13 protein-coding genes are annotated in these 19,180 nt (G+C 66.5%); 7 read left to right on the top strand and 6 right to left on the bottom strand.

The genetic code is table 11. The annotated features are described in order from the left end of the window. Window positions 1–102: 102 nt before the first annotated feature. The gene (locus SYV04_RS19220) at window positions 103–870 is read left to right on the top strand and encodes an MBL fold metallo-hydrolase (RefSeq protein ID WP_321547287.1); all 768 of its coding nucleotides are present in this window, start codon (window positions 103–105) and stop codon (window positions 868–870) included. Between the two features lie 2 nt (window positions 871–872). Here SYV04_RS19220 and SYV04_RS19225 read toward each other — a convergent pair whose 3' ends face one another. The 4 genes from SYV04_RS19225 to SYV04_RS19240 form a co-directional block, all read right to left on the bottom strand. Continuing rightward, on the bottom strand, window positions 873–4,049 hold the full coding sequence (locus SYV04_RS19225; protein WP_321547288.1) for an amino acid adenylation domain-containing protein: 3,177 nt from the start codon (window positions 4,047–4,049) through the stop codon (window positions 873–875). A gap of 159 nt (window positions 4,050–4,208) precedes the next feature. Then, window positions 4,209–4,769 carry a GNAT family N-acetyltransferase gene (locus tag SYV04_RS19230; RefSeq protein WP_321547289.1) on the bottom strand — a complete coding sequence of 187 codons (561 nt, stop codon included), beginning with the start codon at window positions 4,767–4,769 and terminating at the stop codon, window positions 4,209–4,211. Beyond that, window positions 4,762–5,202 (bottom strand): SMI1/KNR4 family protein, encoded by a 441-nt coding sequence (locus SYV04_RS19235; protein ID WP_321547290.1) that lies wholly within the window; start codon window positions 5,200–5,202, stop codon window positions 4,762–4,764. Before SYV04_RS19235 ends, SYV04_RS19230 begins: the two co-directional genes overlap by 8 nt. 150 nt (window positions 5,203–5,352) lie before the next feature. After that, window positions 5,353–6,453 carry an alpha/beta hydrolase gene (locus SYV04_RS19240; protein ID WP_321547291.1) on the bottom strand — a complete coding sequence of 367 codons (1,101 nt, stop codon included), beginning with the start codon at window positions 6,451–6,453 and terminating at the stop codon, window positions 5,353–5,355. Window positions 6,454–6,633: 180 nt separating this feature from the next. Here SYV04_RS19240 and SYV04_RS19245 point away from each other — a divergent pair, with 180 nt between their 5' ends. The 6 genes from SYV04_RS19245 (at window position 6,634) to SYV04_RS19270 (ending at window position 15,406) form a co-directional block, all read left to right on the top strand. Next, window positions 6,634–8,283, top strand: a complete 1,650-nt coding sequence (locus tag SYV04_RS19245) for a hypothetical protein (protein WP_321547292.1) — start codon at window positions 6,634–6,636, stop codon at window positions 8,281–8,283. Beyond that, window positions 8,280–8,984, top strand: a complete 705-nt coding sequence (locus SYV04_RS19250) for an ABC transporter ATP-binding protein (RefSeq protein ID WP_321547293.1) — start codon at window positions 8,280–8,282, stop codon at window positions 8,982–8,984. The genes SYV04_RS19245 and SYV04_RS19250 overlap by 4 nt, the downstream gene beginning before the upstream one ends. Next, window positions 8,981–10,261 carry an ABC transporter permease gene (locus tag SYV04_RS19255; RefSeq protein WP_321547294.1) on the top strand — a complete coding sequence of 427 codons (1,281 nt, stop codon included), beginning with the start codon at window positions 8,981–8,983 and terminating at the stop codon, window positions 10,259–10,261. The genes SYV04_RS19250 and SYV04_RS19255 overlap by 4 nt, the downstream gene beginning before the upstream one ends. Continuing rightward, complete coding sequence (locus SYV04_RS19260) at window positions 10,258–11,010, top strand: hypothetical protein (protein ID WP_321547295.1); 753 nt, start codon at window positions 10,258–10,260, stop codon at window positions 11,008–11,010. The genes SYV04_RS19255 and SYV04_RS19260 overlap by 4 nt, the downstream gene beginning before the upstream one ends. A gap of 108 nt (window positions 11,011–11,118) precedes the next feature. Then, window positions 11,119–13,584 (top strand): serine/threonine protein kinase, encoded by a 2,466-nt coding sequence (locus tag SYV04_RS19265; RefSeq protein WP_321547296.1) that lies wholly within the window; start codon window positions 11,119–11,121, stop codon window positions 13,582–13,584. Window positions 13,585–13,648: 64 nt separating this feature from the next. After that, a complete protein-coding gene (locus tag SYV04_RS19270; RefSeq protein ID WP_321547297.1) occupies window positions 13,649–15,406 on the top strand; it encodes an ATP-binding protein in 1,758 nt (585 codons plus the stop codon). Window positions 15,407–15,583: 177 nt separating this feature from the next. Here SYV04_RS19270 and SYV04_RS19275 read toward each other — a convergent pair whose 3' ends face one another. Together SYV04_RS19275 and SYV04_RS19280 are read right to left on the bottom strand one after the other, a co-directional pair. Next, window positions 15,584–16,918: a DNA-processing protein DprA gene (locus SYV04_RS19275; RefSeq protein ID WP_321547540.1), complete on the bottom strand. Its 1,335-nt coding sequence runs from the start codon at window positions 16,916–16,918 to the stop codon at window positions 15,584–15,586. A gap of 2 nt (window positions 16,919–16,920) precedes the next feature. Continuing rightward, window positions 16,921–19,035, bottom strand: coding sequence for a RecQ family ATP-dependent DNA helicase (locus SYV04_RS19280; RefSeq protein ID WP_321547298.1), 2,115 nt, complete (start codon window positions 19,033–19,035; stop codon window positions 16,921–16,923). Window positions 19,036–19,180: the final 145 nt, after the last annotated feature.

Below are 19,180 nucleotides of genomic sequence, written 5' to 3' on the forward strand. Positions count from 1 at the left end.
TCGGAGCCCTGAGGACACGGGAGTGTTGACCACTCGGGAGGTCGAGGCGGGGCGCATCCTGGAGGCTGGACAGCCCGGGAGGGCGCCGTTACAGCGTGCGCCATGCTCAATGCTCGCTTGCTCGCGGTCTCCGCGCTCTGGCTCGCGCTGTCTGCGTGTTCGTCTTCTCCCGAGGTGACTCCTCCTGTCGAGCCGCCGATCTCGGGAGATGCCTTCCCGACGTCGCGGGGAGACTTGATCGTCCACCCCATCAATCACGCCTCCTTCGTGATGAGCTGGGCGGGGAAGATGATCTACGTCGATCCGGTGGGCGGCGCCGCGCCCTTCGAGGGGATTCCCGCGCCGGACGTGGTCTTCGTGACGGACATCCACGGCGATCACCTGAACGCGGACACCCTGACGGCCCTGGTTCGGGCCGAGACGGTGATTGTCGCGCCCCAGGCCGTGCGCGACGCCCTGCCCGCGGCGCTGCAGGGCGCCACGCAGGTGCTGGCCAATGGCGCGACCCTGACGGTGGCGGACATCGCCGTCGAGGCGATCCCCATGTACAACCTCACGCCCGAGCGCCTTCAGTACCACGCGAAGGGCCGGGGCAACGGCTACGTGCTGACGCTGGGAGGCAAGCGCGTCTACATCGCCGGCGACACGGAGGACATCCCCGAGATGCGGCAGCTGCGCGACATCGACGTGGCCTTCGTGCCGATGAACCTGCCCTTCACCATGACGGTGGCGCAGGCGGCGGACGCGGTGCGCGAGTTCAAGCCGAAGGTCGTCTATCCCTACCACTCGCGTGGCAGTGACCTGGAGGAGTTCACCCGGCTCGTGGGTACGGACGTGGGCGTCGAAGTGCGTGTGCGCAACTGGTACTGAGGTCAAGTCCTCCGGGCCACGGCCCTGAGGTAGGGGAAGGCCGGGGTGGTGAGGTGCAGTCGGGCGCGCTGGACGGTGCCGAAGCGTGGCTCCAGCCCGAGTTCGGCGAACACCTCACCCATCACCCGGGGTGTCTCGAAGCGCTCATAGAGGGCCTTCACGGAGTCCTCCGGCGCGGAGGAGGGGTGGGCGATCGACTTCGGTGAGAGCCGGAAGCGCCCGTCTTGTCCCCGGATGTAGCTCCGCTGCTGGGTGGTCGCCCGCTCGAAGGTCGTCTGGAGGAACTCGTCATTGAGCTGGCGCTCCGTCTTGCGCGGCGTCTGGGCGTCCTGGCGGCGCAGGTAGAACCAGAGCATGGGTGACTTCTCGTGCATCAGCAGGTTCGACACGCGCCAGCGGTCGAGGTCCTCCAGGGAGTCGTAGACGCGTTGGATCTCCGGGTCGGCGAAGGACATCTCCCAGAAGATGCTCTCGGCGCGGTACCTCGCATAGAGGCTGATGCAGGGGCGCACGAGCTCCAGGTTGCACCCGCCCGCCATCTCGGCCAGGGAGTCCACCGTGTAGCTGTGCTCGACGGGGTTGATGAGCAGGTCCGCGAAGTCGGACTCCTCCCAGTCGCGGTGGCGGCTGATGAAGCGCGCCATGGTGTTGTCGACGGCGAACCCGGCGGCCAGCCGCTTGGCCAGCGCGTAGTCGGTGTCCTGGAGCCCCTTCGTCATCAGCCGGATCGCCTTCTGGAAGGCGCTGGTGATGGTCCGGTGGAAGCGGTTGTAGACGAGCACCTCCATCAGCCCGTCACGCTTGAGGGCCCGTGACAGCCTGCCCAGGGCATGGGCCGGCTCGTACGTGTGGTGGATGACGCCCGTGCAGACGACGAAGTCGAACTGGCTCTCGTAGGGCGCGTCGTTGATGCTCTCCAAGCGCAGCTCGAGGTTGGTGACGCCCAGCGCGGCGGCGTTGGCGGCGCAGATCTCGATCGACTTCGTGGAGAGGTCCGTCCCGAGCACCCGCGCGTTGGGAAAGAGCAGGGCGGTGAGGAGCGCCTGGTTGGTGCCGCAACCCGCGACCCAGATGGAGGCTTCCCGGGGCAGGGCCGTGTGGTGGAAGTCGCCCACCTCCTGGCTCACCATGAGCCGCTCGAACTCGGGGTCCACCAGCGTGTCGAACTTGGAGGAGTTCCACGGCCAGGGGAAGCGGCTGTAGAACTCACCGACGCGCCCGTCCACGGCGGTGATGGACTCGGCCAGCACGAGGTTCTCTTCGTCGCTCTTCTTCGAGGCCACTCCGGGCGCGGATTTCGCCTGGAGGAGGGTGTCCAGGCCCTGGACGAACTTGGGCAGGGGCTCGCTCTCCGCGCTCGTGGCCACGCGGACCTCGGCGCTGGCGCGGGTGCGTTCGATGCTCCGGGCCAGCGTGGCGATGGTGCGGTTCTCGAAGATGCTGCGCATGTTCAGGTCCACGCCGAGCGACTCGCGGATCCGCAGGATGAGCTGGTTGGCCAGCAGCGAGTGTCCGCCGAGTTCGAAGAAGTCATCATCGACGCCGAGCTCCGTCAGCCCCAGGGCTCGGCTCCAGATCGCCGCGAGCTGCGTCTCGGTCGGAGTGCTTGGGGGCGCGGACATGCTCCGCATCCGTCCCCGCACCTCCTCGAGCTTGGGCAGCGCGTGGGAGTCGAGCTTGCCGTTGGCGGTGAGCGGCAGTTGGGGAAGGTGGACGAAGTACTGGGGGATGAGCTCCTGGCTCAGCTGCGTACCCATGAAGCTCCGCAGCACGGGCGCATCGATCGGCTGTTCCGAGGCGTAGTAGGCCACCAGCGCGCTGGGGTCCTTGTGGAGCAGGACCACGCTGTCACGCACGTCGGGGTGGCGGTTCAGGAGGCTCTTCAGTCCCTCGAGCTCGACCCGGTGTCCGTTGAACTTGACCTGGGTGTCGTTGCGGCCCTCGAAGGCCAGGACACCGCCGGGCAGCCAGCGCGCGAGATCGCCCGTCCGGTACATCCTCTGCCCCTGCTCGAAAGGGGAGGGGAGGAAGCGCTCTTGGGTCGCCTCGGGATTGTCGAGGTAGCCGAGGGCCAGGCAGTCGCCGGCGAGGTACAGCTCCCCCGTGACACCCTCTGGGACGGGGGACAGGGCGCCATCCAGCACATACGCCAGGGAGTTCGCCGCCGGGCGGCCAATGGGGACGAAGTCTTGGAGGTCCGAGCGGGGATCGAACCGATGGACGGTGCAGCCCACGGTCGCCTCGGTGGGGCCGTACTCGTTGAAGAGCTCCAGGTGGGGCCCGAAGCTCTCCAGGGCCTGCCGGGCGAGCTTGGTCTCCAGGTTCTCGCCACCGACGATGAGGCGCCGGACCTTGCTGCCGGGGTACTTGCGCGCGGTGACGAGCGAGAGGTGGCTCGGGGTGAGCTTCACGGTGTCGGTGCGGTTGTCCTCGAGGGCGTCCATCAAGGCCGCCGCCGCCGAGGCGCCTGGGTAGATGACGATCTTCCCGCCGCTGATCAGCGGGACGAAGATCGACGTCACGGTCAGGTCGAAGGCGAGAGAGGAGTACAGCGGGAAGGCGGGGCTCTCGGAGCCTCCGTAGAGCCGCCGCGCCCACCCGACGTAGTTCGCGAGCGCATGGTGGTGTACCTGGACTCCCTTGGGGTTGCCGGTGGTGCCCGAGGTGTAGATGACGTAGGCGGGGTCCTCCGGGGAGAGGCCGGCGTCCACCGGCGTGACTTCCTGGGGCTCCTGGGCGAGCTCCGAGAGGAAGCCTCGGCGCACCGTCAGTGCGCGCAGGCGATCGGCCAGCGCGGGCTCGGTGAGGACGACGGAGGCGCCAGAGTTCTCGACGACGAACCGCGTGTAGTCCGGAGGCCGCAGGGGCTCCAGGGGAACGTAGGCCGCGCCGGCCTCGAGGCACCCGAGGATCGCCACCAGCATGTCGATCGACGGAGTGAGGAGAAGGCCGACCCGGCTGCCCCGGGTGACGCCCCATCGCCGCAGCAGGGAGGCCAACGCGTGTACCTGCCTCGACAGCTCCGCGTAGGTGACGGAGCGGCCCGCGCACTCCACGGCGATGGCCGAGGGAGTTCGCTCCGCCTGCTGTTGGAAGAGCCGATGAACGGGCCCCGTTCGTGGGGAGTCGGTCGCCGGGTTCATGTCCATGGGGAAGCCGTGCTGTGCTCTCTCGGTCATCGTGGTCTCGGGCCTCGGGTGCTTGCGCGGAGCTGGGGGGCACCGCGCTTGAGAGAGGATAGTCCGGCACGCTCGGTCCGATTCAGGCCCCCTGTGTGGGACCTTGTCGCGCAGGGAGGCGCAGACGGGTTACCCGCTTTGGTTGCGCGAGCAGGGGAATTAGAGCTTCAGGCGCATCACGTGGCGGCGGGTTCCGGCGAGACCGACTTCGCGAAACCCCGCCTCACGGAAGGTGGAGACGAAGCCCATGAAGCGGTAGCTGGGAGAGTCCGGGTCCACGGGGTACGCCTCGAGGATGGAGGCGCCCCGGGCCTTGGCGTGAGCGATGGCGGCGTCGAGGAGCTGCTGCATCACGCCTTGTCCTCGGAGCTCACGGTGGATGAAGAAGCAGGCGATGGACCACACGGCCTCGGGGTCGGAGGGCTCCTCCGGTCCTCCCAGGGGCCGATAGGTGTCGCGCGGGGCGATGGAGCACCACGCCATGGGCTCGTCTTCGACGTAGCCGAGCAGCCCGACGGGTACGCCGCCGCGCACGCGGCGAGCCATGGCGGCCTTGCGGCTGACCTTGTCGGTCTTGCGAGACTCAGCGCCCTTGGCCCGCCACACCATGCACCAACAATTCTTGGGTCCGCCCCTGCGCTCGAAGAGACGCACGAAGTCCGGCCAGCGCTTCGCGGTAACTTCATGGAAGACGAGCCGGGGCGGAGCTGGTTCAGTCATGCAAGTTGTCCAGGAAGTCCGCGAAACTGCCCGCGATGCGGTGCAGGTCTCCCTCGACCGTTACAAGGACGATGGAGGGCTGACTGGAAGAAGGGCTCTCCCGATAGTCAAAGCAGAGGGCTTCGCCTCCAGAAGTCATTCCGAAAGGATAGATGCCAGGGGGCATGTAGCGCTGGAGGCTCTCGTACCCACTCCAGACGGAATAGGAGTCCCGCTGCTCAGTGTGCGTCACGGTCAGCAAGACACAGAACACGTTCTTTCCTCTCCCGATATTGAAGAGGGAGGGTGTCGGAGTCATGCCTTGGTGCTTGGAGACTACTTGCTTGTACTCGGCCGGGAGAGTGATCCCCCACCGCTGCTCCAGTGCCTGGATGTGATGAGGCGCTACCTCGGGAGGCACTTCTCGGAGATAGGGTTCCCAGGAAACACTCATGGTGGGTAGCCTCCTCCCCAGGCAGCAAGCAGCACGACGCGCGCGCCGGTGTCCGTCGTCTCCGAGCCGCGAAACTGTCCACTGTCCGTGGCACAGGCCGCGGACAGCAGACACAGCCCCAGGAGAAGCCCGCTCCTCACCCAGTCCCTCTCAGTAGACAGTGCTCTGCCAGGGGAACAGGTACTTCAGCGGGATGCTCAGCCGCGCCGCCCACGCCGCCTCGTTGTGCCCGGCTCCCTGCGCCACGTAGTAGTACAGGTCCTTGCCCTGCACGTAGCCGTCCACCACCAGCGCATCCCGCATCCGCGTCGTCTCCGTCAGCCCGTCGCTGCTCGTGCCCGCGTCGATGTAGTGGTTCACCGCCACCTTCGCCGTTGCCGCTTCAACCTCCTTGGGCAGCATCTGGTTGTTCCACCAGAACGAGCTCGACAGCCCGCCCAGCTTCGAGAACACCCCCGGGTTGCGCCGGCCGATATACGTCGACACCAGCCCGCCCAGCGAAGAGCCCATCAGCGCCGTGTTCTTGTTCCCCGTGAGCGTCCGGTAGTTCTGGTCGATGTACGGCTTCACCGTGTCCAGCATGAAGCGCTCGTACACGTTCGCCCCGCCGCCCGAGTACTGCGGATCACAGCACGGCGTGTACTCGTAGATGCGGTTGGCCCCGCCGTTGTCGATGCCCACGACAATCACCTCATCCATCTGCCCGTTGTTGATGAGGGCGTTGGCCGTCTCGTCCACCTGCCACTCCACCCCGCCGAACGCCGTGGAGGCCTCGAACAGGTTCTGCCCGTCATGCATGTAGAGCACCGGGTAGCGCTTGAGCGGGTTGAGCGAGTAGCTCGGCGGCAGGTAGATGCGCAGCGTGCGCGTGTTGCCCAGCTGCGGAGAGCTGAAGTTGGCCACCTTCACCAGCGTGCCCGCCCGCGACTGGAAGAACGGGTAGATGCTCACCGTGGTGCCCGCCTTCACCACGTAGTTGGCGCCGACCGACCACGTCGCGTCATTGATGAGCGGCTTGAGCTCCACATCCCCCACGGAGTCGGCCCACGTGTACGTCCACACGTTGCCCGTGCTCCACGTGGCGTTGACGCCCGTGTTCCAGTTGAGCGGCGCCTTGCTGCCGCGCAGGGCAATCCGGTTGCCCCAGCCCACGTCGTAGAAGACCTTGACGGTGGTGGCCTCCGCGACGGCGGACGCAAGTAGCAGCAGGCAGGCCAGGGCCTTGGCCAGAGCCGAGAAGAACTGACGCATGGTGTGACTCCCTCCCAGAGGTGGCGGCGCGCGGCGAGGGATACAGGGCCGCCAGGGCGCGGGCCATCCGGCCATGTTGGCAGCGTGTCCAGACATGAACAAGCCGCCCACCGTGAATATCGAGCGGTTTCGTCAGGAAGAATTTGACTCTGGCCCCGGGTCCGTCTGCACTCCGCCCCCATGCTCCGCCGCGCCTGGTCCTGGTCCCTGCTGCTCTTCGTCGTGCTCGCCGGCTGCTCGCGTTGTGGCAAGGAGGGCGGCCCCGCGGGACTGCCCGGCAAGCCCGTCACCGTCGAGCGTTACCTGCCGCGAGATGCGCAGGCCGCCATCGTCGTGCCGGACTTGGGCACGCTGGGCGAGAAGTTGGCGCGCTTCCAGAACCTGAAGATCGCCTCCTTCGTGGCGCAGCTGCAGAACTTCACCACCGCCGAGGCCTACGTGACCGCGGTGATGCGGCAGGTGGGCGTGGACCTGCGCAGCCGGCAAGCCATGGAGGGTGCCGGCATCGACCCGGGCAAGGGCGCGGGGGCGGCGTTCCTCGCGGACAACCAGGCCTTCTCCGTGCTGGGTGTGAAGGACGCGAAGAAGCTGGAGGAGACCTTCGCCAACCTCGCGCGCAACCGCCTCGGTGCTCCCGAGCGCAAGGAGGACAAGGCTGGAGGCGGCACGCTGGTGACGTTCAGCCGCAAGGGCGCGACGGAGCCCTCCCTGGGCCTGCTCTTCGTGGGAGATTTCGTGCTGGTGGCGCCGGGCACGGCGGTGGCGCGGCTGCCGGTGCTGGCCGCGCAGCCGGTGGAGCAGTCGCTCTCCGAGGAGCCGGTGCTGGCCGCCTCGCTGGGGCGCCTGCCCAAGGACCGCGACTTCCACGTCTACCTCCCGGGCGGCAGGGGAATGCTGCCCCAGGGCACGGTGGAGGGGCTCACCCTGGCCGGGCAGATTGAAGAGCGCGCGGTGACGCTGCGCATGGATGCGCCCTGGCCGGACACGAAGGCCTCGCTGGCGCCGCTCGCCCCGAAGGACGGGCCGGAGCTGCTGGGCTACCTGCCCCAGGACAGCTTCCTGGTGGCGCGCTACCGGGGCGACCCCGCCACGCTGGGCGAGGTGTGGCCGTACCTCGTGGGCCCGTACATCACCCGCGCCGTGCAGCAGAGCGGCTTTGACCTGCGGGGCGAGGTGCTCGACAACCTCCAGAGCGGGCTCTCGGCGGGCGTGGCGCTGGCGCCCACGGTGCAGCTCGGCAGCGGCCTGCCCGCGCTGGACATCCGGCGCACCAGCCCGTTCCGCTACGTCCACCTGATGGTGGTGGGCGAGGCGAAGGACGCGGCGAAGGCCCAGGCCACGCTGGAGAAGGTGCCGGGCATCGCGGGCAACTTCGGGGCGCAGGTGAAGCCCGAGGACGTGGCTGGCAAGCGCGTGTACCTCACCGAGTACCGGGCGGGGGAGGGCGCGCACTTCGCGGAGGTGGGCGGAAAGCTGGTGCTCGCCGCGCCGCGCTCGCGGCTCGAGGCGGCGCTCACGAGCCTGGCGGCCAAGCCCGGCGAGAGCCCGGTGGCGGCGGACCTCCGGGACGCGGTGAAGGAGCCCGTGTTCGCCGTGGTGCTGGACCTGCAGCGGTTGGCGGAGTCGGTGCGCAAGCTGCCGTCCGAGGCCTGGGGCGTGGGAGGCTTCGCCATCAAGGCCACCACGGAGCGCTGGCTGGAGGCCACCAGTGATCTGCGCGCGGTGACGCTGAACCTGTCACAGAAGGACAAGGCCCTGCAGGCCGAGCTGTCCCTGAAGCTGACGCCCGCGCCCGCGCCCGCGCAGAACCCGACCCCGAGTGCCCAGTGATTCGCGCGCGCGACATCGTCAAGGAGTACGTGGATGGGGACGGCACGCAGGTGCGCGTGCTGGACGGCCTGTCGCTGGACGTGGAGCAGGGAGACTTCGTGGCGGTGGTGGGGCCCTCGGGCAGCGGCAAGTCCACGCTGCTGCACCTGCTGGGCGGGCTGGACGTGCATTACGCCGGCGAGGTGGAGGTGGGCGGGGTGAAGCTGCGCGGCCTGAATGACCGGGAGTTGGCGCGCTTTCGCAACACGCACGTGGGCTTCGTCTTCCAGTCCTTCCACCTCATCCCCAACCTCTCGGCGGTGGAGAACGTGCTGATGCCCTCGCACTTCGGCGCGGCGGGCGTGGACGAGCGCAAGCGGGCCGAGGCGATGCTGGACCGGGTGGGGCTCCTGGCCAAGAAGGACCGCGCGCCGGTGCGCCTGTCGGGCGGAGAGCGGCAGCGCGTGGCCATCGCCCGGGCGCTCTTCAGCGGCCCGAAGCTGCTCCTGTGCGACGAGCCCACCGGCAACCTCGACGCGGCCACGGGCGCGGGTGTCATCCAGCTCTTCCACGAGCTGCACAAAGAGGGGCTCACCGTGCTGGCCGTCACCCATGAGGATCGCATGAGTTCGGCGGCCCGGCGGGTGTTGCGGCTGAAGGAGGCCCGGCTCGTCGAGGAGACGCCCGCCGCGCGCGCCGCCACCTCGGGAGGTACCCCATGAGGCTCTCGGCGCTGGCCCGGCTGGTGCGCTTGAGCCTCGCGCGCGAGCGGCGCGGGGCCTTCTTCTCCGCCTTCGGCGTGGCCATGGGCGTGGGGGCGCTCGTCTTCTTCGTGGGCCTGGGCCTGGGGGTGGGGCGCGTCATCCGCGAGAAGATCTTCCCCACGGACGCGAGCCTGGTGGACGTGGTGCCGCCGGCGGTGTCGCTCGGCTCGCTGTTCGGCGGCGGCAAGCTGGACACCGCCATGGTGGAGCGGCTCTCGGGCCTGCCCGGCGTGGAGAAGGTGTACCGGAAGATGAACGTGCGCGTGCCCGCCGTCAGCCGCTACGAGGGGGCCTTCTTCGGCTCCCGGCTGCGCATGGGCATGGAGGTGCTGGCCGTGGGCGTGGACCCAGGGCTCGTCTCCGGCGACGTGCAGCTCGGAGAGTTCAAGGACCTGGGGCCGGATCAGCCCATCCCCGCGCTCATCTCCACGCGGCTCCTGGAGATCTACAACAAGACCTTCGCCCCGGCGCGCAAGCTGCCGCAGCTCTCCTCGCAGATGCTGGTGGGCTTCGGCTTCCCGGTGGAGTTCAACCGCTCGTACGTGGCGCAGCCCGCGGCGGGGCCGACGATTCCCTCGCAGGCGCAGGTGGTGGGGGCCTCGGACCGGGCGCTGCTGGCCGGCATCACCATCCCGCTCGACACGGCCATTCGTCTCAACCGCTCCGCCAACGTGGACGCCGAGACGTTCACCGGAGTCACCCTGGTGGCGGCGGACCCCTCCGAGGTGCCCCGGCTCGTCTCGGCGGTGAAGGAGATGGGCCTGGAGATCGACGACCAGGAGCGGCGGCTGGCGGAGAACGCGGGCGCGGCGGTGACGCTCACCACCTCGGCGCTGGCGCTCCTGTCCATCCTCATCTGCGTGCTGGCGGCGGTGAACATCGCCCACGCGCTGTCAGCCTCGGTGCGCGCGCGCGCCAAGGAGATCGGCGTGATGCAGGCGGTGGGGGCCTCGCGCTCGGATGTGCGCAACATCGTCCTGGCGGAGGCGGGCGTGGTGGGCCTGCTCGGAGGCGCCATCGGCACCGGGGTGGCGCTCGGGATGGCGTTGGTCATCAACCGCGTGGCGACGCGCTACCTGCCCGACTTTCCCTTCAAGCCCGACAGCTTCTTCTCCTTCCCGTGGCCGGTGGTGCTCGGCGGCGTGGCGCTCGGGCTCTTCGCCGCGCTCGCCGGGGCCTACTTCCCCAGCCGCCGCGCCGCCGCCATGGACCCTGCCCGGACGCTCGCCGGATGACGCTCCCCTCTCGAAAGACCCTCCTCGCCAACGGCATCTCCCTGCTGCTGCTGGCCTGGCTCTATGGAGGAGACCTGTCCGACGGCCTGCGCGCCCGCACGGCCGAGGTCTCCGCCTTCACCGAGCCGCCCTCGGTCGGCCGCCCTGCCGTGGTGCTCACCCTCACGGTGCTCGCCCTGTGTGTGGGACTGTGGGGCCTGCTGCGACGGCGGACAGACACCTTCAAGGGCTACCGGCTGCTGCCCATCGTCCTGGTGGGCGCGCTCTTCGTGGACCTGGTCTTCGCGGAGCGGAAGATGCCGCTGGGCTCCACGGACCTGGCGAGCATGTCGCTGCAGTACTTCTCCGAGCAGGCCCAGCAGCGGGCGACCCGGGACTCCGTGCCCGCGGACCCCGCGCTGCTGAGCTCCCTGATGGGTGAGCTCGGTCGCCCGCCCTACCTCATCCGGGGGCAGCCCGCGCAGGGCTTCACCCTCCAGGTTCGCCAGGACTGCGAGGGCCCCGTGAGCTCGGCTCCCGGGCTGCAGCCGGGCACCCTCATCTACTGTGTGGCACCCGAGCGCAAGGGGGCGTGGATCACCCTGGTGGGGCTGCCCGCGGAGCGCCGCTTCGGCACCCCGGATGTGCTCTCGGTGGGGGGAGAGGTGCGCTTCATGCTCGTCCAACCCCTGGAGCCGGAGGGGCTGACCCCCGAGGGGGAACCCTTCCGCGAGGCCGGTGTAGGCCTGGACGGCGGCGCCGAGCCCTGAGCCCCCTGGGCCTGCCTCCCCGCTCTCCAAGCTGTCGCTCCCCGTGGTTGACCCTATGGAGCCGCGATCGCTAGGCTCCAGGGCCAAACCCCGAGACACTCGAATCTCGTGACGACCACTCAACCGAAGCGGCAGCCCATCCCATTTGGGAAGTACCTTCTTCTGGACCGCATCAACATCGGCGGCATGGCCGAGGTGTGGCGAGGGAAGGCCTTTGGCGCGGGAGGATTCGAGCGACTCGTCGCCATCAAGCGGATTCTCCCGAACATCGCCGAGGATGAAGAGTTCATCACGATGTTCATCGATGAGGCGAAGATCAGCGTCCAGCTGACCCACGCCAACATCGCGCAGATCTACGAGCTGGGGCAGATCGCCAGCAGCTACTTCATCGCGATGGAGTACATCCCCGGCAAGGACATGCGGGCGATCTTCGACCGCTGCCGGAAGAAGGGTGAGCCCGCGCCCATTCCGCTGGTGGCCTACTGCGTCTCGAAGATGTGCGAAGGCCTGGACTACGCCCACCGCAAGAAGAACGGCATGGGCCAGGACATGAACATCGTCCACCGTGACATCTCGCCGCAGAACATCCTCGTGTCCTACGAGGGCGAGGTGAAGGTCATCGACTTCGGTATCGCCAAGGCGGCCGGAAAGGCGACGAAGACGCAGGCGGGCATCCTCAAGGGCAAGTTCGGCTACATGAGCCCGGAGCAGATCCGCGGCCTGCCGCTGGACCGGCGCTCGGACGTGTTCGCCATCGGCGTGTGTCTCTACGAGATGCTCACGGGCGAGCGGCTCTTCGTGGGCGACAGCGACTTCTCGGTGCTGGAGAAGGTGCGCAAGGCGGAGGTGGCGCCGCCGTCCACGTACAACCGCAAGATTCCGGAGAACCTGGAGAAGATCGTCCTCAAGGCGCTCGCGCGCGACGTGGACGAGCGCTACCAGTACGCCAGCGAGCTGGGCGATGACTTGCAGCGCTTCCTCATCACCAGCGAGACGATCTTCGGCCGCAAGGACCTCATGCAGTACATGAAGTCCACGTTCGCCGAGGACGTGGAGCGTGAGAAGCAGCGGCTGGCGGAGTACGCCGGCATCAAGCCTCCGGACGGCATGCTGTCGGCCATCGAGGCGGGCTTCAGCGGCTCCTCGCCGACGCTGCCTCCTGTGAGCGCGCCGCCGGTCATGCCGGTGGAGCCTCCTCGGCCCGCCGTCCAGCCGGTGACGGTGGGCGGAGACCTGCGTCGCACTCCTTCGCTCACCGCGCTGCCCAAGCTGACGGCCGCCGCGGCCGCGCCTCCGCCCAAGGATGACGAGGGCGTGGCGACGATGCTGGTGGACTCCAGCGAGTACTTCAACGACTCGGACGAGCCCACCACCCAGCCGGGCGTAGGCCGCAAGGTGACGCCGCTGGAGTCGCAGTCCGTGGGCCTGGACGAGGGCGAGCCCCCGGTGACGGGGAAGACGGCCGTCATCGGCCCGCCGCAGTCGGTACCCCCGCGCGCGTCGCTGTCGAACATCCCCGTGGTGACGCCCTCGCCCAACGTGCAGGTGCGCCCCTCGGTGTTCGCCATGCCCGCGGTGCAGCCGGCGGGTGAGCTGCCGCCCGTCGTCCGCCCGGGCCCGGGTGCCCGGCCGCCGGGAGATGGGTTGCCCCGCATCGCCCGTCCGGAAGGTCCTCACGGAGGCCCGCCGGTGCTGGGCCAGGCCGGACCGGGAGGAACGCCCCGGCCCGCGCCCCCGCCTGCTCGGCCGCAGCATGTCGAGGCGCAGCCGCCCGGGGTGCCGCCGCCGGCCGCGGGGCCCAACAAGACGGTGCTCTTCGCGGGCATCGGCGGGGTGGTGTTCCTGGTGCTGGTCGTGCTGGGCATCTTCCTGCTGCGCTCGCCCTCCGTGGGCTTCGTCATGGTGGAGCTGCCCCAGGAGGTGCGCTCCAGCGCACAGGTGACGCTCAACGCCGAGGCCTTCCCGGTCTCCAACGGCATGGTGCTGCAGCAGATGCCCTCGGGGCCGGTGATCGTGATGGTCAACGCGGAGGGCTTCAAGCCCTTCACGCAAACCATCATCGTCCAGGATGGCAACCAGGTGGCCACGGTGCGGCCGGCGATGGAGCCGCTGCTGCGGACGATGTCGCTGGTGCTCTCCACGGATCCGCAGGACGCCGAGGTGAAGGTAAACGGCAAGGTGGTCCGGGCGCAGGGTGGACGGGACGTGTTCGTCAAGGACATCCCCGCCACGGCGGAGTCGGAGGTGGTGGTGAGCGCTCCGGGCTTCCGGCCCTTCCAGCAGAAGTTCCCCACGCCCACGGGCGGCGAGCCGCTGCAGGTGTCGGCGAAGCTGGAGGCGGCGGAGGTGGCGGTGCGGGTGGAGTCCGAGCCCGCGGGTGCCACCATCCTCGCCCGGGGGCAGGAGCTGGGGGCGGTCACCCCGGCGGTGGTGAAGCTGCCGCCCGGCGTCAAGCAGGTGACGCTGAAGATGAAGTGCTTCGAGGATGCCGAGCTGCCCGTGAACCCCTCCACGTCCGGAGAGTCCCCGGCGTTGGTGAAGGGTTCCTTGAAGAAGCAGCCCGGCTGCAAGTAGCCGAGACTGCCCGAGCTGCTCGGGCAAGGGGGCCCCTGCGAGAGGGGCGGAGGGACGTGCGTCCGTGACGACCAAAACGCGCAAGGGCAACAAGTCGGATCCGCTCTCGGATCTGCCTCGCTGGGCGCAGAAGCTGGCCCAGAAGTACTACACGAAGACGGTCAGCACCTTCCTGCTGTACGGGGCGGTGCGGGACTTGCAGCCCATCACCGTGGAGGATGGCACCCGGGGCTACGGGACGCTGAAGACGTTCCTGGCCGAGGAGCTGTTCGGCGGGCGGGACCACGTCATCTTCTACGACCGGTCCTCGGGCATCCGCGCCTCGGCGCCGGAGACGCAGAAGGACCTGCAGCGGGCGATGACGGGCTACGACGCGCTCTACGGCACGGACTACGCCAAGAGCCTGCCGAGGGACCCAGGTCGGGCGCTCCAGATTCTGGAGAACTTCCTGCGGCTGCGGCTGAGCGAGGGCAAGTCGATGGCGCTGGTCATCGACTTCGCGGAGACGCTGGTGCCGGGCGGAGAGATGAGCCACCTGTCGGCGGAGGACCGCTTCGTGGTGGCCACGCTGGACAAGTGGGCGCACGACCCGCAGTTCCTGTCGAACGACATCTCCGTGGTGCTGCTGGCGGAGAACCTGGCGGACATCTCGCCGCGCATCGCGCGTAACCCGTACGTGGCGCCCATCGAGCTGCCGCTGCCGACCGAGGAAGAGCGGTTGGACTACGTGCGCTTCAAGCTGGAGGGCAAGCGGCTGCAGTCGGTGTCGGACGTGTCGCTGGCGGCGCTGGCGAAGATGACGGCGGGCCTGTCGCGCATCAACCTGGACCGGGTGCTGACCGAGGCGCTCGAGCGCGACGTGCGGATTACGACGGAGCTGCTCAAGGAGAAGAAGAAGGAGCTCATCCAGGCGGAGTGCCACGGCTTGTTGGAGTTCATCGAGCCGGTCCACAACCTGGACGCGGTGGCGGGGCACGCGAAGGCGAAGGAGATGCTGCGGCACGCGGCCAACGCGCTGAAGAAAGGCCACAACGAGGTGATGCCGATGGGCTACCTCATCAGTGGGCCGGTGGGCACGGGCAAGACGTTCATGGTGACGAGCTTCGCCGGAGAGATTGGGATTCCGGCGGTGAAGTTCCTGAACTTCCGCAGCCAGTGGCAGGGCGTGACGGAGTCGAACCTGGAGCGCATCTTCACGCTGCTCAAGGCGCTGTGGCCGGTGGCGGTGATGGTGGACGAGGCGGACACGTTCCTGGGGAACCGGGACTCGGGAGGCGACTCGGGGACGAGCAGCCGCGTGTTCGGCACGATTGCCTCCTTCATGGGCAACACGCAGTACCGCGGGAAGATCGTCTGGTTCCTGATGACGGCGCGGCCGGACCTGCTGCCCATCGACCTGAAGCGGCAGGGACGTGCGGAGGAGCACCTGGCGCTCTTCTATCCGCAGACGGACGAGGAGCGGAACCACCTCTTCAAGGTGATGCAGAAGAAGACGGGCGTGGAGGTGGACGTGCCGTCGTTCGCGGAGCTGATGCCGGATGCTTCGCGCAACTTCAGCGGCGCGGACATCGAAGCGGTGATGGTGCGCTCGAAGTTCCGCGCACTGGCGGACGGGCGCGACAAGGTGACGGTGGAGGACCTGAAGGCGGTGCTCGCCGACTTCCTGCCGCCGAGCTACCCGCTGGAGATTGAACTGCAGAACCTGGTGGCGGTGCAGGAATGCACGAGCAAGGAACTGCTGCCGCAGCAGTTCCGGGACATGGACCGCGACGCCATCACCCGGCGGGTGCGCGAGCTGAAGATGCTGCTCGAGGAGCAGTGAGCATTAGCTAAATAGGGGGGTGCCCATGCTTTTAGGGAGGAACCCTTCAACAGCAAACTGGCTGCAGTGTGCCGGAAACTCTGAACGCACAGTAACTGGAATGTGCGTTCCGGAGGCGGGATGCCTATTGCCTTACGAAGGTAAACCGTCTTAGCAGGATCCCTGCCGAAGATGGCCTCAGTGAGGCAATCGTTCCAGCGCGTATTGTGGTGGACTTCCCTTCCTCGCGAGGCGGTGCTGCTCGCATGCTTTCTCAAGCCATCTGCGCGCCTGCACGCATTCAATGGCGAAGTACTCCGCGACTTGCTGCTCAGAGCGGGGTTCTGTCTCTATAAACGGCGTGAGTTGTGCGAGAAAGAACTCGAATAGATCGTCCGCAGATCTACTCCACGCGTGGCCTGTGGCTGATTGGGGCTCGGACGTAATCTCCTCAGGGGGCTTCTCAAGGGGAGGCTCCAGTGGAGACGGAAGATCATGCTCGGACCGGTCGGCTTCGGTGGAACTTGGGGCTAGCGTACCGAAGAGTAGCAGGTTGGATGGCTCAATCTTTGTTGTGGAAGCCGTGCGCTTGGTAGCTTTGCGAGTAAGAAGAGTGCGGAGCGAATTTCGCTGAGCCAATTCCTCCTCCGTCAGCGGGGAGAGTCCGAGGTCCGCCAATTTATGATTGCCTTCGCGGACGTTATTCCCGACTCGGACGGAGGCAGGAACCCATCCATGCTTGTGATTCTCGACCGCACCTGACCATGTTCCCCCCTTGGTATCCGAATCAACCACTACGGCTGCCAGCGACAAGGCATATAGGTATTTGTTGCGATCCATCGCGTGCGCAACGGTGAACGGAGCCTCGGGGCTGAACGGCGAGACCAAAGCAAGCGTACCTTTCATGAGTTCCTGTCGGTTCCTCTTAGAGAGGATCGCTTTGCCGAGGCCATCTGATAAGACGCCAACAACTCTTCCCCCTGCTTCGAGCGCTCCAGACATTGCTTCTCTATCGACACCGCGAGCGTCCCCAGATACGACTGCAAGCCCTTCCTCCGCGCAGGCTGCTCCGAGCGTACGCGCGAACCTAAGGCCCGATGGTGTCGCATCTCTGGAACCAACCACGCAAACAGCGTCCCTACCTAAGAGTTCGGTATTCCCAGCGAAAAATAGGATAGGAGGGGCCAAGCTTTTAAGGATGGTGCGTAGCCGTACTGGATAGGCAGAATCGCTGCGGCCGAGCACACCGATACCTGACTGGCTCCAGCGTTCTGTTGCCAGCGCCAAAGCTGCGCCTCGGCGAAGAAGGCGATTGAGTCGCTCCTGCGCTATGAAGTCAGGGGACAGTCCTTCGGGAACGTTCGACAGGAGATCTGCTGGACGCAGGCTGCGGGCGAGCAATTCCTTTGCGAGCCGATTGTATTCAATCAGCGCGAGCGGCCGGTTGGACTCATCTTTATTGCCAGGGAAGTGCCCACAGAGCAGGAGTGTCACTTGCGTGTCAGGTGAAAGTAAGTCGTGTGGTGCCATCATCTTCACCCCGAGGATGCCGAAGCCAGGGAGAGCGCCAACGGATAGACTGCTTTAACCTCGGCTTGTCGTAGCAGCGCCCCGATTACGGTCATTGACCAGCGCGAGTCCACAACGTCGTCGATCAGTAGTACAGGGCCTGGATGTACTAGGCCGGCCGTGACCGCGAATGCGCCGTCCAAGTTATGTGCCTGTTGCCATGCGTTCATCATGAGGCGCTGACGTTCTGTTTCCTCCACCTTGGAGACTGCACCAATAAAGGGCAGGCCCAGCTTTGCGGCGAGCCGTCTCGCAAAATCTGGCACGAGGCGAGGACTTCGAAGTGACGGAACACAGGTAACCCAGGTTGGAGATGGATTGGGCCGCCAACGGTCCCGCACCATCTCAGCGCAGGCCACCACGAGCTCGTCGCGAAAACGGCCTTTCTCCTTGTCCTCCCGTACGAGTTTCGCCCAGCCCATATCGCCCCAGAGAGATAGGGCGCGGCCCTGTTCATTCTGCCGATCTAGGGGAATGTTTCCACGCCAGTTGTACTTGGGGAACGCACCTGTCTGCCACCTCTGGCGAGGTTTGATAAAAACTTCGCTGCGGCGCTCGAACGCAATAGCGGCATTAACCGTCGACGGGTGATAGCCGAGAGGAACAACAGGCTGGCCAAGACAAGTGGCGCAACGTCCACACTGTTGGGCATTTGGATCATCTAAGGCTTGCTCAAGGAATTCCATGAGGCAGGATTTCGAGTCCATGTACTCCTGCATCTGCTGCCATTCCTCCTGCCGGTGCTCCGTAAGCCGCAAGATACGTTCGCGATCCACCTGATACGGGTTTGGGGTTCGGACCCAGCGGCTTCCGTCACGGACGATGGGAGCCGCGTCGGCGGCTGCGAGGAGCTTGAGCACTTTCTCAAGCTGGCCCATACGGAGATTGACCTCGCGCATCAACTCCGGGACGCTAAGCCCAGTCTCTGCCTCCTCTAGCGCAGCAAGGATTGCGTGGACCTGCGCTTCCGGTGGGAATGCATTAGATATGAAGTGCTGGTTGATCTCATCATCTTCCGCACCGCTAAGCAGCACGCCAAAGGCTACCGCAATTGCGCGCCCAGCGCGGCCGACCTGCTGGTAGTAATGAACAACCGATTGAGGCGACTGAAAGTGGATGACGAAGCCCAAATCAGGTTTGTCAAAGCCCATGCCAAGTGCGCTGGTGGCAACCAGCGCCTTAAGGTCATTGTTCAGAAGCTTGGCTTCAAGATCAGTTCGGAGGCTAGGAGAGTTCTCTTCCTCGGCATTACCATCGATCCGGCTGTGGTAGGCGGCTGCGGAGATTCCCTGCTGCGTGAGCCAATCAGCGACTCGGTCAGCATCTCGGACTGTCAGTGTGTAGATAATGCCGCTTCCGGGGAGCTGGGGCAGGTTATTGGCAAGCCAAGCAAGGCGGGAGGCTCGATCCGGGAGGGAGATATTCTGAAGCCTGAGACTGGGTCGTGCGAGCGGTCCGCGCTGTAATATGGTTGTAGGCCCGAGTTGACCCAAAACGTCCTCGACGACGCGGTCGTTAGCGGTCGCGGTGGTGGCGAGGACAGCGACATTCTCCGGTAATTTTTGCAGAATTCGGTTGATGCGCTGGTAATCCGGTCGGAAGTCGTGGCCCCAGTCAGAGATACAGTGCGCTTCGTCCACCACAAAAAACTCAATCCGCTCGGCAATCGGCAACAAGCACTCTTGAAGGAAATCGTCGTTCGAGAGCCGCTCAGGGGAAACCAGCAGCAGGTCCACCATGTTTTTGCGGATCCTCTGCTTGACCTCGGTCCACTCGTCTCGGTTCGACGTGTTGATCGTCTCGGCCTTGAGGCCGAGTCTCCGTGCTGCGTCTAGTTGGTTCCGCATCAGTGCCAGCAGCGGAGAGATGATCAGCGTGGGCCCAGCGCCCTGATTGCGGAGCAGTCTAGTGGTGAGAAAGTACACCATGCTCTTGCCCCAGCCGGTGCGCTGAACGAGCAGCACTCGGTTCCGGTTTTGCACGAGCGCTTGGATTGCGTCCCACTGCCCTTCGTGGAATTTGTCGGCCGCACCACCTGATGCCGCCCGCAGCCACTCCAACGCTTCCTTTTCCGTCACCATTAGAATCTCCCTTAGGAGCAGCCAAGGACGCCGATACTTGCCACCTTGCCAGGTAGGATCAACGCCGAAGTCGTTCCATCAGGTTCCCATATTGGCAGGGCGCTAAATCGCAAAGAGGGCAGGTGCTCAAGCGCTCGTAGGTGCA

It is taken from the genome of Hyalangium ruber, from assembly GCF_034259325.1.
Classification (GTDB): Bacteria; Myxococcota; Myxococcia; order Myxococcales; family Myxococcaceae; genus Hyalangium_A; species Hyalangium_A rubrum.

Bases quoted from the DNA above. Each gene is read 5' to 3' on its own strand.
- SYV04_RS19220 (WP_321547287.1), top strand. From the start codon at position 103: ATGCTCAATGCTCGCTTGCTCGCGGTCTCCGCGCTCTGGCTCGCGCTG.
- SYV04_RS19225 (WP_321547288.1), bottom strand. From the start codon at position 4,049: ATGACCGAGAGAGCACAGCACGGCTTCCCCATGGACATGAACCCGGCG.
- SYV04_RS19230 (WP_321547289.1), bottom strand. From the start codon at position 4,769: ATGACTGAACCAGCTCCGCCCCGGCTCGTCTTCCATGAAGTTACCGCG.
- SYV04_RS19235 (WP_321547290.1), bottom strand. From the start codon at position 5,202: ATGAGTGTTTCCTGGGAACCCTATCTCCGAGAAGTGCCTCCCGAGGTA.
- SYV04_RS19240 (WP_321547291.1), bottom strand. From the start codon at position 6,453: ATGCGTCAGTTCTTCTCGGCTCTGGCCAAGGCCCTGGCCTGCCTGCTG.
- SYV04_RS19245 (WP_321547292.1), top strand. From the start codon at position 6,634: ATGCTCCGCCGCGCCTGGTCCTGGTCCCTGCTGCTCTTCGTCGTGCTC.
- SYV04_RS19255 (WP_321547294.1), top strand. From the start codon at position 8,981: ATGAGGCTCTCGGCGCTGGCCCGGCTGGTGCGCTTGAGCCTCGCGCGC.
- SYV04_RS19260 (WP_321547295.1), top strand. From the start codon at position 10,258: ATGACGCTCCCCTCTCGAAAGACCCTCCTCGCCAACGGCATCTCCCTG.
- SYV04_RS19275 (WP_321547540.1), bottom strand. From the start codon at position 16,918: ATGATGGCACCACACGACTTACTTTCACCTGACACGCAAGTGACACTC.
- SYV04_RS19280 (WP_321547298.1), bottom strand. From the start codon at position 19,035: ATGGTGACGGAAAAGGAAGCGTTGGAGTGGCTGCGGGCGGCATCAGGT.